This window comes from Kamptonema formosum PCC 10802 (assembly GCF_000332335.1).
GTDB lineage: Bacteria > Cyanobacteriota > Cyanobacteriia > Cyanobacteriales > Oscillatoriaceae > Oscillatoria.
In genome coordinates this window covers 6,419,812-6,434,513 of record NZ_KB235948.1, presented here as the reverse complement: position 1 = coordinate 6,434,513, position 14,702 = coordinate 6,419,812, and the positions used below count along the sequence as shown (strand labels likewise).

Genomic DNA, 14,702 nt, shown 5'->3' with positions numbered 1-14,702 from the left:
GGAATTGATCTGGAAGAATTTTTTAGCAGACTTCATCTTGTCAGTCAATTCCTCTTTTTACTGAATTTCTCAACTCCTTCTTTACTGGGTGCACCCCTGTCCGAGCCACGAAAGTGCGGTTAGGCTTGAAGCAAGAATTACAGGTCTTCAGGTATTAAACCCGTCACCAAGCCAGACCCGGGCTATAGCACTAGGCACTTAGGTTCGTACATTTTGGCCTCTTTTGCACCCCCCCAGTCCTGCTCCTATTGTCCTAACCCATATTACTACTGGGATATAGACGTAGGCCAGCGTCTGGCTGCCCTGAAGGTCTAATGTTCTAACCTAAGTGCATACTGCTATAACATCCCAGTCCCAATCTTTTGCTGCTCGTAAAACGCAAACACCACATCATAAAATGCTTGCCTGACTGGCGTTTAATCCGCCAGCCGATAAGCAACAGATGAGCCCTCGCCGCCGGGCAGACTGCCAACTCATGCTCCGGCAAATAAAACACTTCAGCTCTGGAGTGATTTTGCTGCGCCTTGAGGGGGCTCAAGCCAGTCCCGTGCCGGTCTGACTTGACACTTTGGCTCTGGGACTTGTGTACCATTGGTACACAAATTTTCTCCCACCGGCGCGGCCTCAATCAACCGTGAATGGGTCAAAGCACTCCCAATCGGTCTGACTTGACACTTTGGCTCTGGGACTTGTGTCCCATTGGTACACAAATTTTCTCCCACCGGCGCGGCCTCAATCAACCGTGAATTGGTCAAAGCACTCCCAATCGGTCTGACTTGACACTTTGGCTCTGGGCCTTGTGTACCATTGGTACACAAATTTTCTCCCACCGGCGCGGCCTCAATCAACCGTGAATGGGTCAAAGCACTCCCAATCGGTCTGACTTGACACTTTGGCTCTGGGCCTTGTGTAGCATTGGCACACAAATTTTCTCCCACGGGTGTGGCCTCAATCAACCGTGAATGGGTCAAGCCAGTCCCATGCCGGTCTGACTTGACACTTTGGCTCTGGGCCTTGTGTACCATTGGTACACAAATTTTCTCCCACCGGCGCGGCCTCAATCAACCGTGAATTGGTCAAAGCACTCCCAATCGGTCTGACTTGACACTTTGGCTCTGGGACTTGTGTACCATTGGTACACAAATTTTCTCCCGCTGGTGTGGCCTCAATCAACCGTAAATGGGTCAAGCCAGTCCCATGCCGGTCTGACTTGACACTTTGGCTCTGGGACTTGTGTACCATTGGTACACAAATTTTCGGCAGTCCTGCATAAGTAATGATGCGAGCTTATGGAACCCGCCTTGAAGCGCGAGATAAAATGCAAAAAACATTACTTGTGCAGCACTACCGCTTCCAGCTATGTTTCCCTCCCTGGAAGCCATTTGCTTTATTCCCTAACTACTGAGAGTAAAGGTCGGGTAAAAAGCCAGAACTCAGATTCTCCGGTTACGGTTAGTGGGCACGCAAGGCTTGCCGGCGCGAAGAGAAATAGGTTCTGAAAACGAGTCAGGATAAGCCTTTCAGGAGATGTGGGTAATGCATAGCCCGGGATGGGGGGGAAGGGGGGGATGGAAGTGGTTTCAATCCCGTTTCCTTTGATTCGGTGGCCAAATATCTTCTCCTCCTACCCCCTGGTGAAATCATGGTTGCATTATTTGGACTTTTTTGGACAGCCGGGATGCTCCCCACTCTAAGGGCGTGAAAAGTGATCTAACTTCCAGGGTATCGTGAAAAAAGCCATCTCTGGATAAAAGACCAAAGTTTAATGACTGCGACTGATTCCCCCAAACACAAGAAAGCCAAAGCCCTCAAACCGGGCAGCCGGCGGCCCGCTAAAGAACTCTGCAGCGAGTGCGGGCTGTGCGATACATATTACGTGCATTATGTCAAGGAGGCTTGCGCCTTCATCAACCAGCAAATCGCTGAGTTCGAAGAGGAAACCCACGGGCGCAGCCGAAACTTGGACAGTCCCGATGACTGGTACTTTGGCGTCAGCCAAAGAATGATGGCGGCGCGGAAAAAGGAGCCAGTCGAGGGTGCCCAGTGGACAGGGATTGTCAGCACGATAGCGATCGAAATGCTGAATCGGGGCATTGTCGAAGGTGTCGTCTGCGTCCAGAATACCGAGGAAGACCGCTTTCAGCCCATGCCGGTGATTGCTCGCACGCCAGAGGAGGTGCTGGCGGCCCGTGTCAATAAGCCTACCCTGTCGCCTAACCTTTCAGTGCTGGAGCAAGTTGAGCGCTCGGGGATGAAGCGGCTGCTGGTGATTGGGGTGGGCTGCCAAATCCAGGCGCTGCGAGCGGTGGAAAAAAAGCTGGGCTTGGAAAAACTCTACGTTTTGGGGACTCCCTGCGTGGATAATGTCACCCGCGCCGGCTTGCAAAAGTTCCTGGACACGACTAGCCGGTCGCCCTCTACCGTGGTGCATTACGAGTTCATGCAGGATTTTCAGGTTCACTTCAAACACGAGGACGGTTCTGAGGAGAAAGTGCCTTTCTTTGGGCTGAACACCAAGAAACTCAAGGATGTGTTTGCCCCCTCTTGCATGAGCTGCTTTGATTACGTCAATTCTCTGGCAGATTTGGTGGTTGGGTATATGGGGGCTCCTTTCGGCTGGCAGTGGATTGTGGTGCGCAATGACAGGGGTCAAGAAATGCTGGATTTGGCGATCGACCAGCTGAACACCCAGCCGGTGATGTCTGCGGGCGACCGGCGAGCTGCGGTGCAGCAGAGCATTCCAGCCTACGACAAAGGGGTAACTTTACCCATGTGGGCAGCCAAACTGATGGGCGTCGTCATTGAAAAAATCGGCCCCAAAGGTCTGGAATACGCTCGATTTTCCATAGATTCCCACTTCACGCGCAATTATTTGTATGTCTTGCGGAATTATCCGGAAAAGCTAGAGTCGCACATACCGGAGTACGCCAAGCGGATAGTGGGGCAGTATAAATTGCCTGACGCTTAGGGCGTGCCGGTTAAGAAATCGCTGAAACCAGACCGCTTGTGTCAATAATGTGCCGGTGCGTTCCCTCCGGGAACGCACCCTACTATTGAGCGATCCTCATGCAGGCAAGGGTCAAAACCTTTCGGGGGGGATTCTGGCGGGCAATGGGAGCGTCTCTTTCTGAGCGCACCCCGGTATTTACTGGGGGTTAAATTATTTGTCAGCAAGTTGAGTAAAATTAACTTATATGGAGAGCAGTTTAGGAGTCTTAATTAAGAAGAGCTTGCCAAAAGCCGAGCTGGGATCATATTCTGGGAACTAGAAGGGACAGCCAATCTAAAATCTAAAATCTACAATCTAAAATCCCTCACTCCCCGACGGTTGAGAAGTGGAAAATTCCAGAAAGATTTTATGCTTGAAGTCTTACCCGGTCCCAGTCCGGCGGTGGAATTGATGAAATCGACCGGCTGGCACTTGCAGCTAGCCTTGATGCCGCAGGGCATGTGCTACCTGTGGGAGCCCAGATTGGTGTGGCTGCATGCGGTGTCGGACTCTCTAATTGCGCTAGCGTACGATTCGATTCCGGGGCTGGTGGTTGAATTCGTCAGCAAGAGGCGGGACGTGCCCTTCCGGTGGATTTTCTGGCTGTTTGGAGGCTTCATCATCGCCTGCGGCAGCACCCACCTGATGGAAGTGTGGACGCTGTAGCACCCGGACTACTGGGTGTCGGGATTACTCAAAGCCGTTACCGCTGGGGCGTACCTGTGGACGGCTTTGGAGCTAGTGCCGCTGATGCCCGAGGGGCTGGATCTCCCGAGTCCGGCGCTGCTGGAGGCTGTGAACCGAAACCTGGAAAACCAAATCCTGGAGCGCCAGAAAATCGAGTCGGCGCTGCGGCAATCGGAAGCCCGCTATCAGGCCATTGTCGAGGATCAAAGGGAACTCATTTGTCGCTTTTTGCCCGACGTCACCTTAACTTTCGTCAGCGAAGCTTACTGTCGCTACTTCCAGAAGACACAGGCGGAGCAGCTTGGGCAATTTCTTATTGTAGTCGTTCTCCAAAAGGATTGGCAAAAAGTGCAACAGCAGCTGAGTGGGCTGAGCCGGGAAAATCCCGTCACCACAGTCACACACTGGGTTATGCTGCCTTCCGGGGAACCACCTTTACTGTCACGCTGCTCTTAAAACAAGCCAAAGGAGAAAAACGAGAGTGAATCCACGGCACAAACTGATCGTAGTCCTGTTAGCTGAGGACGATCCAGACGACCGCCTTTTGGCCAAAGAGGTGCTCGAGGAGAGCGGGCTGGTGCCCCTGCTTGCCTGCGTTGAGGATGGCGAGGAGCTGATGGACTACCTGTACCGTCGCAGCAAGTACGCACCCGCCGGCAGTATCGCCGCGACCGCAGCTGATCCTGCTGGATGTGAATATGCCGAAAAAAGACGGGCGAGAGGCGCTCTCGGAGATCAAGGCAGATCCGGAGCTGCGCCGGATTCCAATTGTGATGCTGACGACATCAAAAGCACCGGAACACATCGTAGCTCCTATGATGCGGGGGCCAACTTCTACATCACCAAGCCGGTGACGTTTGAATACCTCGTCAGCCACAAGTGTTGAATCTTAACAATTCGACATAAAAAAAGCGCCCAAAACGTGCTATGATTTGGGCTACGGTCAAATCAATCCTGTTAATAACCTGTGCTCAACTCATTCTCTAAGATTGTCCAAAATCGTTTGGCTTCTTTGCCTAAAAATGATTATCCTGTCCTTAACACCCGCTTGTTTATGTCCATATGGTTGAGCTATGCAATGGATAAAAGCTTGACCAGTATGAGAGATATATTCAAGCGACTAAATGGAACTGGCTATGAGCTAGATATTTCAACTTTCTCCAAAGCTAATGCGTCCAGAAGTCAAGAGCCATTCCTGAGACTTTATCAACAACTTAATGAGGAAATTTGCCGTCAAAAAAGCCTTCAAAAATATGAGCTGTGTCCTATTGATTCAACTGTCATTACTCTAACGAGTAAATTGCTATGGCTGCAAGAATACTACCAAGTAAAGCTTGTTAGCTCCTTAAATTTAACCACAGGAGTTCCAGAAGAAAACTTAATAAATTTTGGATACGACTCTGACTACAGATATGGAAAAGAGATGTTAGCTAGTTTGCCCCCAAACGGTGTAGGGGTAATGGATCGGGGCTTTTCTAGTTTAAAATTTTTACGGCTCGCCCAGCAGTCAAACAAGTATTTTGTCTTGCGCATACCTAACAACTACAAACTTCAATTTTCTGAAAATAAGGGGCAGTTTCTAGTTGGGACAGGCAAGGACTCAGGAATATATAGAGTTGTTAACTTTTGCGATCTTGAAAAGCGTGCTGAGTATAGATTGGCCACCAATTTGGAGCGGGCCGAAGTCTCCGATGAAGAGCTTATGGAAATCTACAAATATAGGTGGCACATAGAGTTGCTATGGAAGTTTCTTAAAATGCACCTTAAGTTGGATAAGCTGATTACTAAAAATGTAAATGGTATAGCTATACAAATTTATGTTTCGCTGATAGCTTACCTGATATTAAAGATAGTAGATATTCCTAAAGAATGGGGGACTACGCTACTAGATAAACTCCGCTATCTTCAATGTTGTATGTGTCAAGAAATCAGCTATGTCCACTGGATAGAACGACTTCTCTCTGGCTAAGCATTTTTACTCAGGGCAGGATAAATGTAAGCTAAAATGTAAAGTTTTGTGACAGAATTCAACACTTGTGCTCGTCAGCGTGATGGAGACTATCAGCAGATACTGGTTTGATACCGTCGAACTACCCGCTTTAGAAGGGAGTGCCGGCGGGTTGCACTCCCAGAGCAATAGTATTGGGGACGCATATGGATAATGGCGTTAGAGTCCTTTTGGTTGATGACGACGAGGACGATTATGTAATTGCGCGCGACTTGCTGTCTGAAATTGAGGGCGGACGGTTCTCGCTGGAATGGGCTGACACCTGGGAGACGGCTTTGGAGATGATGCTGCGCTCTGACTACGACCTGTATCTTCTCGACTGGCATCTGGGTGAGCGCAACGGTTTGGAACTGTTGCAGGAAGTGCGCCGCTGCAAAGGTGCCCCTGCGCTCACGCCCGCGCCCAGCGCGCCGGCGATTTTCCTGACTGGGCAAAAAGACTGCGCCGGTGCCGTTGAGGCGATGAAAGCCGGGGCTGCGGATTACTTAGTCAAGGGCCCGATTGACGCCCCACTGCTCTTGCGTGCGATTCGCTACGCCCTGGAGCGAGCCCAAACTGAGTCCGCCCTCCAGCAATCGGAAGCTCGCTATCGGGCTGTCGTTGGGGATCTTCCGGAGCAGGTCTGCCGGCTCACACCCGACAGCACCCTCACTTTTGTTAATGAAGCCTGCTGTCGCTACTTCGGCAAACAGCCACAGGAGCTAGTCGGGCAGCGATTTGCGCCGCTGATTCCAGATGAGGATAGAGAACTCGCCGCAACCCACTTCGCTTCCCTGACTCGAGAGGTGCCGGTGGGGACTGTTGAGTGCCGCGTCATCTCGCCCACGGGCAAGACTTGCTGGCTGCACTGGACGACCCGCGCTATCTTTAACAAGCGCGGCGAGCTCGTTGAGTTTCAGTGCGCCGGTGCGGACATCACGGAGCGCGCAGAGGCCGAATCGCTGCTGCGCAATGTGGCTGAATTAGTCTCCCCTCTCACGGGAGAGGCTTTCTTTAAGTCACTGGTGCAGTACCTGGCTATGACGCTCGATGCCGACTGCGGCTTCATTGGTGAGGTGAGCCCGACGCACAGCCAGACTGTCAGGACGGCAGCGGTGTGGGCTGGCGGCGCGATTGCGGGTAACTTCGAGTTGGATTTGGCCGGCACGCCCGCAGGAAATGCTGCCCTTCAACAGCTTTGCTGCTATCCCACCGGCGCTCAGCAGCTGTTTCCGCGAGATCGCTTGCTGGCTGACATGGGCGTCGAAAGCTATATCGGCACTCCTCTGTTTGATTCCGCCGGCTCACTCTGCGGTTTGATGGCCGTGATGGGCCGCAAACCCCTGAAAAATCCAAACACAGCTGTATCCCTGTTGAAAATTTTCGCAGTTCGCGCCTCAGCCGAAATGGAGCGCCAGCGCTTTGTTGCAGCTCTGCAAAAAAGTGAGCGGCTATATCGCACTCTGGCAGCTAATTTTCCCAATGGGGCAGTGTTTTTGTTTGACCAAAACCTGCGCTACCCCCTGGGTGACGGTGCCGGACTGGCAACGCTAGGGCTTAAAATTTTATCATTTGAATGCACTATATTTGGTATATTTAGCAAGGAGAAATATGAAAGTTAACTAAATTATGGGTGCGAGTGGCGCTGGCTGGGATAGCCACATTCTATGATTTGAAGCATGATGGCCCCATTTATTTTGTGCGCACACTTCCTATTATAGCAGTATGCACTTAGGTTCGTACATTTCGGCCTCTTTTGCACCCCCGCACTCCTGCTCCTATTGTCCTAACCCATATTACTGCTGGGATATAGACGTAGGTAGGGCGTCCGCCGGGCCTGAAGGTTTAATGTCCTAATCTAAGTGGCTACTGCTATAAAAGCGAAGGCGGTAAAAGTTTTAAATGCATAACAGTAATGCAAGAAAATTTCCCCGACATACAGGAAGAAGAAGCGTTACACCTGCGGAAGCAAAAATTTGAAAATCTAGTGGAAAATTCACCGGATATGATTAGCAGGTTTGACAGAGAGCTGCGCCATGTTTACGTCAACGGGGCGGCAGCAGACGCCACGGGAATGCCGGTTTTCGCCCTCACCGGCAAAACCCATCAAGAGCTGGGGATGCCAGAAAAACTGGTATCTTACTGGCAAGAAACGCTCAAGAGAGTTTTTGAAACAGGTCGTGAGGCGGCTATCGAGTTTGAGTTCCCAACACCGGCGGGAGCCAGATACTATCAATCCCGCATTGTTCCGGAATTTGGGAAAGATCGTTGCGTGGTGTCGGTTTTGAGTATCGCTCGCGACATCACGGATCGCAAACGGGTGGAAGAGGCGCTGCAGCAGGCGAATGAGGCGCTGGGGATAGCAGTGGAGGAGCGGACGGCAGAATTGAGGGAGGCTATTGAGCTACGGAAGCAAGAAATTCTTAAGCGCCGGCAGACAGAGGAGTCTTTGCGCCAAAGCGAAGCGTACAATCGAGCTATCCTCAGTGCGCTTCCGGACTTAATGTTTCGCGTCGGCGAGGATGGCACTTATCTGGATGTGATGCCGGCAAAAGGCATCGAGCCGGCAATCCCCGCTGGCGAGTTCTTAGGGAAAAAACTGCCTGACGTGCTGCCAACAGAAGTGGCTCGACCGGCTATGCAGAGCATCGAGCGAGCACTGTCTGCGGGGGAGCTGCAAATCTTTGAGTACCAGCTGGCCGAAAATGGGGAATTGCGCGATTTCGAGGCTCGCCTGGTGCCGGTTGCCGGTGCCGAAGTCCTGATTCTGGTGCGCGACATTAGCGCTCGCAAACGGGCGGAAGCCGCACTCGCCGCCAGTGAGGGCCAGATGCGCGCCATCTTTGACAGCGCCCTTGACGCCATCGTGATTGCCGATGACAGTGGCTCCTATGTGGATGCCAATCCCGCCGCCTGTGACCTGTTTGGCTTGCCTAAGTCAGAACTCATTGGCCGGCATATTTGGGATTTTACCAAACCTGATTGCGATTTGGCCGCCGCATGGCAAGCTTTCCTAGCACAGGGGAAAGTAAAAGCACAGTTCCAGCTCCAGCGTCCGGACGGTGAAATCCGAGAGTTAGAGTGTTCCGCTACTGCCAACTTTCTGCCCCACCGGCATCTCTCGGTGCTGCGCGACATGACCGAGTGCAAGCGGACTCTGGAAGCGCTGCAAAGACACGCCCAGATGCTTGACTTAGCCAGCGACAGCATCTTAATTCGCGACCTCAATTACACGATTACATATTGGAATCAAGGTTGCGAGCAACTGTATGGATGGCGAAAGAACGAAGCAATCGGAGCGCACAAACCGGCGCTGCTGTCAACTGTATTTCCCGCTCCTCTTGAGGAAATTGAAGACTCTCTGCGGCTAACGGGTTCTTGGGAGGGGGAACTCACCGAAATGAAGCGCGATGGCACGCGGGTGGCGGTGGCGAGCAGCTGGACGCTGCAGCGGGATGAGCGCGGCGAGCCGGTGGCTGTCCTGGAAATCAATAACGACATTACGGAGCGCAAGCTGGCAGAACTGAAGCTGAGAAAGGCTCTGGAAGAGTTAGAGTTTCAAAAGTTTGCCTTAGACCAGTCTGCCATTGTGGCGATTGCGGACGCCACTGGGGCGATAACCTACGCTAATGATAAGTTTTGCGAAGTTTCTCAATACAGCCGAGAAGAACTGCTCGGTCAAACCCACGAGATCGTCAATTCGGGGCATCACTCAAAGGAGTTCTTTCAGCAACTTTGGTCAGCGATAGCCGGTGGGAGGGTTTGGAAAGGAGAAATCAAAAACAAAGCAAAGGACGGCTCTTATTACTGGGTGGATACTACTATCGTTCCTTTCCTGGATGAGACAGGGAAGCCATTCCAATATTTGGCGGTGCGATTTGACATTACCCACCGCAAACAGGCTGAGTCGGCGCTGCGACAGAGTGAAGCGCGACAAGCTTTCCTGCTGCGCTCAGTGCCGGTGGCTCTCTACAGCGTGCGAGTCGCCGCAAACGGCGCAACTTGGATCAGCGAAAATGTGGGGCGGATCACGGGCTTCCACACAGAGCAGTTTGCCGCCAACCCCGAATTTTGGCGCAAAGGGCTGCATCCCGAGAGCCGGGAACGGGTGTTGCAGGCGCGGGACATTCTGTTCGCGTCAGGGGAAAATTCTGTTGAATATCGCTGGCAGTGTGCCGGTGGGGAGTATCGCTGGTTTCTCGACCGGGCTGTTGCTGTCCGGGATAGTGCCGGCGATCCGCAGGAGATTATCGGCGTCTGGATCGACATCACGGATCGCAAAGTTGCTGAGGACTCGCTGCGAGAGAGCGAGGAGCGCTTTCGCCAACTGGCGGAAAACATCAATCAAGTCTTCTGGATGCTTTCCCCCCGCAGCAACCAGATACTTTACGTCAGTCCCGCTTACGAAAAAATCTGGGGCTACAGCTGCCAGAGTTTGTACGAGCAGCCTCAATCCTGGCTCTGGGCCACACATCCTGAAGACAGGGAGCGCGTGGGAGCTGCTTTTGAGAAACAGATTGCAGGCGAGCAATACCTCCATGAAGAGTACCGGATTGTGCGGCCTGATGGGGCGGTTCGCTGGATCTGCGATCGCGCCTTTCCGATTCGGAATCAGCTGGGAGAGGTCTACCGCATCGCCGGCATCGCCGAAGACATCACCGAACGCAAGCAGGCGGAAGCCGAAATTCTCAACGCTCTGGCCCGAGAAAAAGACCTCAGCGAGCTGAAAACTCGCTTTATCTCGATGATTTCCCACGAGTTCCGCACTCCCCTGAGTACGGTACTCTCTTCTGCTGACTTGCTGGAATATTACCTGCAAAAATGGCCGGCGGATAAAAATGAGAAAAAACTGGAACACATCCAGCGCATTCAATCCGCTGTTGCCAATCTCACCAAGCTGTTAGAAGATGTTCTGTTTCTTGGTTCTGCCGAATCCGGCAGGCTCCCATTCAACCCCGTCTGGATCGACCTGACGCAGTTCTGCCGGGAATTGGTGGATGAGATGGCCATCTGTGCGAGCTACCAGCACACGCTCAATTTTGTCAGTCCGGGCGAATCTGTCAGCGCTTGTCTGGATGCCAAACTGCTGCGGCAACTTCTCAGCAATTTGCTCTCGAATGCTATCAAGTATTCCCCAAAAGGGGGCGCGGTTCGGTTTGAGCTCGCGTGTCAGGAGGGACAGGCAATCTTGGCCATTCAGGATGAGGGGATCGGCATTCCTCCTGAAGACTTGCCCCGACTATTTGAGCCTTTCCATCGCGCCAAAAATGTTGGCACTCTCCCGGGTACGGGTCTGGGGCTAGCGATTGTCAAACAGTGTGTGGATTGGCACGGCGGTCAGGTCAGCGTGAAAAGTGAGCTTCCTGCCGGCAGCAGACCGGGACGCACTGTCTTTACCGTGGCGCTGCCTTTGCAGCCCTTGTGCAACTTGATATCGCCAATGCCGTAGCTCAACTCAAGAGCCTCTTAAGGGGCTGTGCCTTCCCGTTGCCTGTTGCGGGATGGCGCGCTAGCGCAGCTCTTTGGGCCGTTCCCTGCGGCACCCTGCAAACTGCGGGATGCCCTCTTTTTCCTCAGCAGCCAGCCGGCACCCAGCACGCCGAGCCCAAAAGCGGTTCCGGGTTCGGGAACGCGACTCGTGGGGGTTTCCCGCAACCAGTAGGTCACAGTTCCGCTCCCACTCAGACCGGGATCTGGACCGGAGGAATAATCCCAACCGAACTTGTAATTAAATCCCCCGTAAGTAGCAAGATGCCACCAACCCGCCTCGCCTCTATCGAAACGATTGAACGTGGAGAATCCAAAACTGTTGAAGTGCCCCCCTCGCGGAATCAAATCAATGTCCCCAGACGGGTCCTGAATGATTTCACCCCCGCTAATGTATAAAGGAAGGGAATAAGGAAACGCCCGAAGGTCAATGAATAAATCTCTTCGGGTATAGGTTTTACTCTGAAAGGCATTTTGGAAGGAGGTATTAACAAAGTCAAAATAGAAGTCGCTAATCTCAAAATAAGGGAGAATTAGCTCGCCAGCCCGGCTCGTAGTTGCGTCATCGTAGCGGAAAAAACCGCTGTACTGGTTGCCTGTCAGCGGTCCGCTAGTGACACCCACACTAAAATCATAGGTGATGGTAGCAGCACCGGCAGGCTGCGCTCCCATCACGGCTAGGCTCAATGCTGCCCCAGCCGTCGCAACTGCTAATTTTCCTAAAAAACTGTCAGCCATTTTCCCTCTTTTTTTGTTGGGTTTTGCTGGGTTTTGTATCAATTAACTAGCCACCGCAGGGAACGCACTCCAGCTGTCCCCTGCAGGCTCACCATTAAGCTTTCCTGTTCGATGCAAGTTTTTGGATGCGCCGGCGCTCGAGGTGCCGGTTGCTCCTAATAGCGGTTTTCATTTGAATGAAATACGCCCCAGAAACCCGGTTTCTTTAAGAAACCGGGTTTCTCAGCACCTCACTAATATGAAAAATGCTCTATATCAGTGAGCCAGGATTTCTGCGTGGAATCCCTCAAATCCTCAAGAGCACTGAATCTAAAAATACCCTCTAAATGTGAAGAACCTGTGAAGGAGCCTGCCGGTGAGTGCGGGTTTCTACGCAGGGTTTTCCCTCTCAGGCTCTATCTTTACAAAAACTTTATAAAAAAAGGGGGCTGAGCTGTGGAATTTACTGATAGGGATGTCCCCCCTGTGCTAGTGGGCCGGCCCGACGGCAACGATTGCCGCAGCGAGGGCGATAGCTGCGTGAGTCCAGTGGGTTCCGCCCTGACAGAAGACGGTGTAAGGCGGGCGCAGCGGGCCATCTGCGGAAAACTCGGAGGTGCTGCCGTCAATAAAGGTGCCACCGGCCATCACGAGGTCGCTCTCGTAACCGGGCATGGGAGCGGGCACGGGGTCTAAATACGACCCCACCGGCGAGTGCTGCTGAATTGACCGGCAAAAAGCAATCAGCTTTTTCGGATCGCCGAGCTCAATGGCCTGAATCACGTCCCGTCGCGGTGCCATTGGCGGCGGATTCACCGGATATCCCAGCTTGTCGAACAGGTAGCCGGTCAGGTGATTGCTCTTCATGGCCTCGCCCACCATTTGCGGCGCTAGGAACAGTCCTTGAAACAGCAGCCGGTTCTGGTCAAAGGTTGCGCCGCCGCTGCTGCCGATTCCCGGGGCGGTCAGCCGGCAGGTTGCGGCTTCCACCAAGTCGGATCTGCCGGCAACGTAGCCGCCGGCGGTGACGATCGTCCCGCCCGGATTTTTAATCAGAGAGCCGGCAATCAAATCCGCACCGGCAGCCGGTGGCTCCCGATCTTCGATAAACTCTCCATAGCAATTATCTACAAAGCAGACTGTGTGGGGATTTTGCTGCTTAACCAGCTTGACAATTCTCTCAATATCTGCTATAGACAGACTCTGACGCCAGGAATAGCCACAAGAGCGCTGAATGAGAACTAAACGGGTGCGTTCCGTGATAGAGTGAGAGAGCTTGTGCCAGTCCACGGTGCCGTCCTCGGTGAGATCAAGCTGCCGGTAGCGAATGCCAAAATCTATTAAAGAGCCCTGACCTTGCCCGCGCAGTCCAATAACTTCTTCTAATGTGTCGTAGGGAGCACCGGCAACTGCCAGCATTTCATCTCCGGGACGGAGGGTGCCAAACAGGGCGCAGGCAATAGCATGAGTTCCGGAGACAAACTGCACTCTCACCGCCGCCGCCTCGGCACCCATCACCTCGGCAAACACCAGGTCGAGGGTTTGACGCCCCAAGTCATCGTGACCGTAGCCGGTGACACCGGCAAAGTGGTGGGCTCCGACCCGGTGCCGGCGAAATGCCTCCAGCACTCGCTGGAGATTTCGCTTGACCAAAGCGTCAATTTGGTAAAAAATGGGCAATAGTGCCTGTTCTGCCTCTTGCAGCTGTTGAAAGCTATCCATTAATCCCTCGCTCGCCATAAAGGTGCGCGGAGTTAATTATGGCGCAGATTGGGTTAAATCGTTCGGACGATATATTTTCATGACAATTGCATCTTCAGACCAAGTACAGACGCCCCTTCGCCCCAAGTGGCCCGTCATCATTTTCATGGTAGCCGTCCACGCCCTGGCTCTTTTGGCGTTTGTTCCAGGCACCTTTAGCTGGGCGGCAGTGGGCCTTGCGGTGTTTCTCCACTGGGTCACTGGTGGGTTGGGGATCACTCTGGGGTTCCACCGGCTGGTGACCCACCGGAGTTTCCAGACGCCCAAGTGGCTGGAGTATTTTCTGGTGTTCTGCGGTTCGCTCACTTGCCAGGGCGGCGTGATTGACTGGGTGGGGCTGCACCGCATGCACCACTTGTATTCCGATAAAAAGGGCGACCCGCACGATTCCCATGACGGCTTTTGGTGGAGTCACATGGGCTGCTGGCTGTATCACATCCCTGCCGATCGGGAAATCTCTCGCTTCACCAAAGACATTGGTGATGACGCGGTTTATCAGTTTTTTAACAAGTATTTTTTCCCGATTCAGGTTGCCCTAGGCGTTGGGCTGTACTTCGCAGGAGAAGCTCTCTCGCCCGGACTTGGCTGGTCGTTTGTGATTTGGGGCATTTTTGTGCGCCTGGTTGCGGTGTTTCACTGCACTTGGTTTGTGAATAGCGCCACTCACAAATTTGGCTACCGCACCTATGAGTCTGAGGATCGCTCTACCAATTGCTGGTGGGTGGCTTTGGTGACTTATGGGGAAGGCTGGCACAACAATCACCACGCTTTTCAATATTCGGCTCGCCACGGCTTGAAGTGGTGGGAGATTGATTTGACTTGGATGACGATTCAGCTGCTGCAAGCCCTGGGTTTGGCTACTAAGGTCAAATTGGCTGAGGCTGAGAAGTAGCGATTGGAATCGGCTTTTTTGTGGGGCGGGCTTTCCTTTGCGCGGGATTGCCCGCCCTCTTTGTTTTTGGGCTGCAGGCAGCCGGTGGCCAGAGGCTGGGACAGGCCGGACGCAGCCCTGCGGGCGTTCGGCGTAGCACAGGCGTCCCGCCTGTGCCCCTATTACCATACGGGCGTCCGGCG

12 protein-coding genes are annotated in these 14,702 nt (G+C 53.1%); 8 read left to right on the top strand and 4 right to left on the bottom strand.

Going from position 1 to position 14,702, the window contains the following annotated elements:
- Positions 1-497 precede the first annotated feature (497 nt).
- Both OSC10802_RS51345 and OSC10802_RS51340 read right to left on the bottom strand, forming a co-directional pair.
- Complete coding sequence (locus OSC10802_RS51345) at positions 498-1,025, bottom strand: hypothetical protein (RefSeq protein WP_155968502.1); 528 nt, start codon at positions 1,023-1,025, stop codon at positions 498-500.
- On the bottom strand, positions 949-1,242 hold the full coding sequence (locus OSC10802_RS51340; protein ID WP_155968500.1) for a hypothetical protein: 294 nt from the start codon (positions 1,240-1,242) through the stop codon (positions 949-951). Before OSC10802_RS51340 ends, OSC10802_RS51345 begins: the two co-directional genes overlap by 77 nt.
- A gap of 523 nt (positions 1,243-1,765) precedes the next feature.
- Between OSC10802_RS51340 and OSC10802_RS0128345 the strand changes: the two genes are divergently transcribed.
- From OSC10802_RS0128345 to OSC10802_RS44915, 7 genes are all read left to right on the top strand, one after another.
- Positions 1,766-2,968, top strand: coding sequence for a Coenzyme F420 hydrogenase/dehydrogenase, beta subunit C-terminal domain (locus tag OSC10802_RS0128345; protein WP_017720156.1), 1,203 nt, complete (start codon positions 1,766-1,768; stop codon positions 2,966-2,968).
- Positions 2,969-3,358: 390 nt separating this feature from the next.
- Complete coding sequence (locus OSC10802_RS0128340) at positions 3,359-3,655, top strand: hypothetical protein (protein WP_017720155.1); 297 nt, start codon at positions 3,359-3,361, stop codon at positions 3,653-3,655.
- 15 nt (positions 3,656-3,670) lie between these two features.
- Complete coding sequence (locus OSC10802_RS42205; protein ID WP_017720154.1) at positions 3,671-4,132, top strand: PAS domain-containing protein; 462 nt, start codon at positions 3,671-3,673, stop codon at positions 4,130-4,132.
- Positions 4,133-4,157: 25 nt separating this feature from the next.
- Positions 4,158-4,562 carry a response regulator gene (locus tag OSC10802_RS57075; protein ID WP_445727648.1) on the top strand — a complete coding sequence of 135 codons (405 nt, stop codon included), beginning with the start codon at positions 4,158-4,160 and terminating at the stop codon, positions 4,560-4,562.
- A gap of 81 nt (positions 4,563-4,643) precedes the next feature.
- Positions 4,644-5,645 carry an IS4 family transposase gene (locus tag OSC10802_RS0128325; RefSeq protein ID WP_044170133.1) on the top strand — a complete coding sequence of 334 codons (1,002 nt, stop codon included), beginning with the start codon at positions 4,644-4,646 and terminating at the stop codon, positions 5,643-5,645.
- 185 nt (positions 5,646-5,830) lie between these two features.
- On the top strand, positions 5,831-7,285 hold the full coding sequence (locus tag OSC10802_RS44920) for a PAS domain S-box protein (RefSeq protein WP_017720153.1): 1,455 nt from the start codon (positions 5,831-5,833) through the stop codon (positions 7,283-7,285).
- A gap of 293 nt (positions 7,286-7,578) precedes the next feature.
- Entirely contained in the window at positions 7,579-11,112 is a 3,534-nt protein-coding gene (locus tag OSC10802_RS44915; protein WP_017720152.1) for a PAS domain-containing sensor histidine kinase, read from the top strand.
- A gap of 17 nt (positions 11,113-11,129) precedes the next feature.
- On the opposite strand, the gene OSC10802_RS44910 is transcribed toward OSC10802_RS44915, so the two are convergent.
- Positions 11,130-11,888: a PEP-CTERM sorting domain-containing protein gene (locus tag OSC10802_RS44910; RefSeq protein WP_017720151.1), complete on the bottom strand. Its 759-nt coding sequence runs from the start codon at positions 11,886-11,888 to the stop codon at positions 11,130-11,132.
- Positions 11,889-12,356: 468 nt separating this feature from the next.
- Positions 12,357-13,589, bottom strand: coding sequence for a methionine gamma-lyase family protein (locus OSC10802_RS0128305; protein WP_026098891.1), 1,233 nt, complete (start codon positions 13,587-13,589; stop codon positions 12,357-12,359).
- A 79-nt stretch (positions 13,590-13,668) separates the two neighbouring features.
- Between OSC10802_RS0128305 and OSC10802_RS0128300 the strand changes: the two genes are divergently transcribed.
- The gene (locus OSC10802_RS0128300) at positions 13,669-14,520 is read left to right on the top strand and encodes an acyl-CoA desaturase (protein ID WP_017720149.1); all 852 of its coding nucleotides are present in this window, start codon (positions 13,669-13,671) and stop codon (positions 14,518-14,520) included.
- Positions 14,521-14,702 lie beyond the last annotated feature (182 nt).

Coding starts and splice junctions, on each gene's coding strand:
- OSC10802_RS44915 (WP_017720152.1), top strand. CDS start 7,579: ATGCAAGAAAATTTCCCCGACATACAGGAAGAAGAAGCGTTACACCTG.
- OSC10802_RS44910 (WP_017720151.1), bottom strand. CDS start 11,888: ATGGCTGACAGTTTTTTAGGAAAATTAGCAGTTGCGACGGCTGGGGCA.
- OSC10802_RS44920 (WP_017720153.1), top strand. CDS start 5,831: ATGGATAATGGCGTTAGAGTCCTTTTGGTTGATGACGACGAGGACGAT.
- OSC10802_RS51345 (WP_155968502.1), bottom strand. CDS start 1,025: ATGGTACACAAGGCCCAGAGCCAAAGTGTCAAGTCAGACCGGCATGGG.
- OSC10802_RS0128305 (WP_026098891.1), bottom strand. CDS start 13,589: ATGGATAGCTTTCAACAGCTGCAAGAGGCAGAACAGGCACTATTGCCC.
- OSC10802_RS0128340 (WP_017720155.1), top strand. CDS start 3,359: ATGCTTGAAGTCTTACCCGGTCCCAGTCCGGCGGTGGAATTGATGAAA.
- OSC10802_RS0128300 (WP_017720149.1), top strand. CDS start 13,669: ATGACAATTGCATCTTCAGACCAAGTACAGACGCCCCTTCGCCCCAAG.
- OSC10802_RS51340 (WP_155968500.1), bottom strand. CDS start 1,242: ATGGTACACAAGTCCCAGAGCCAAAGTGTCAAGTCAGACCGGCATGGG.
- OSC10802_RS0128345 (WP_017720156.1), top strand. CDS start 1,766: ATGACTGCGACTGATTCCCCCAAACACAAGAAAGCCAAAGCCCTCAAA.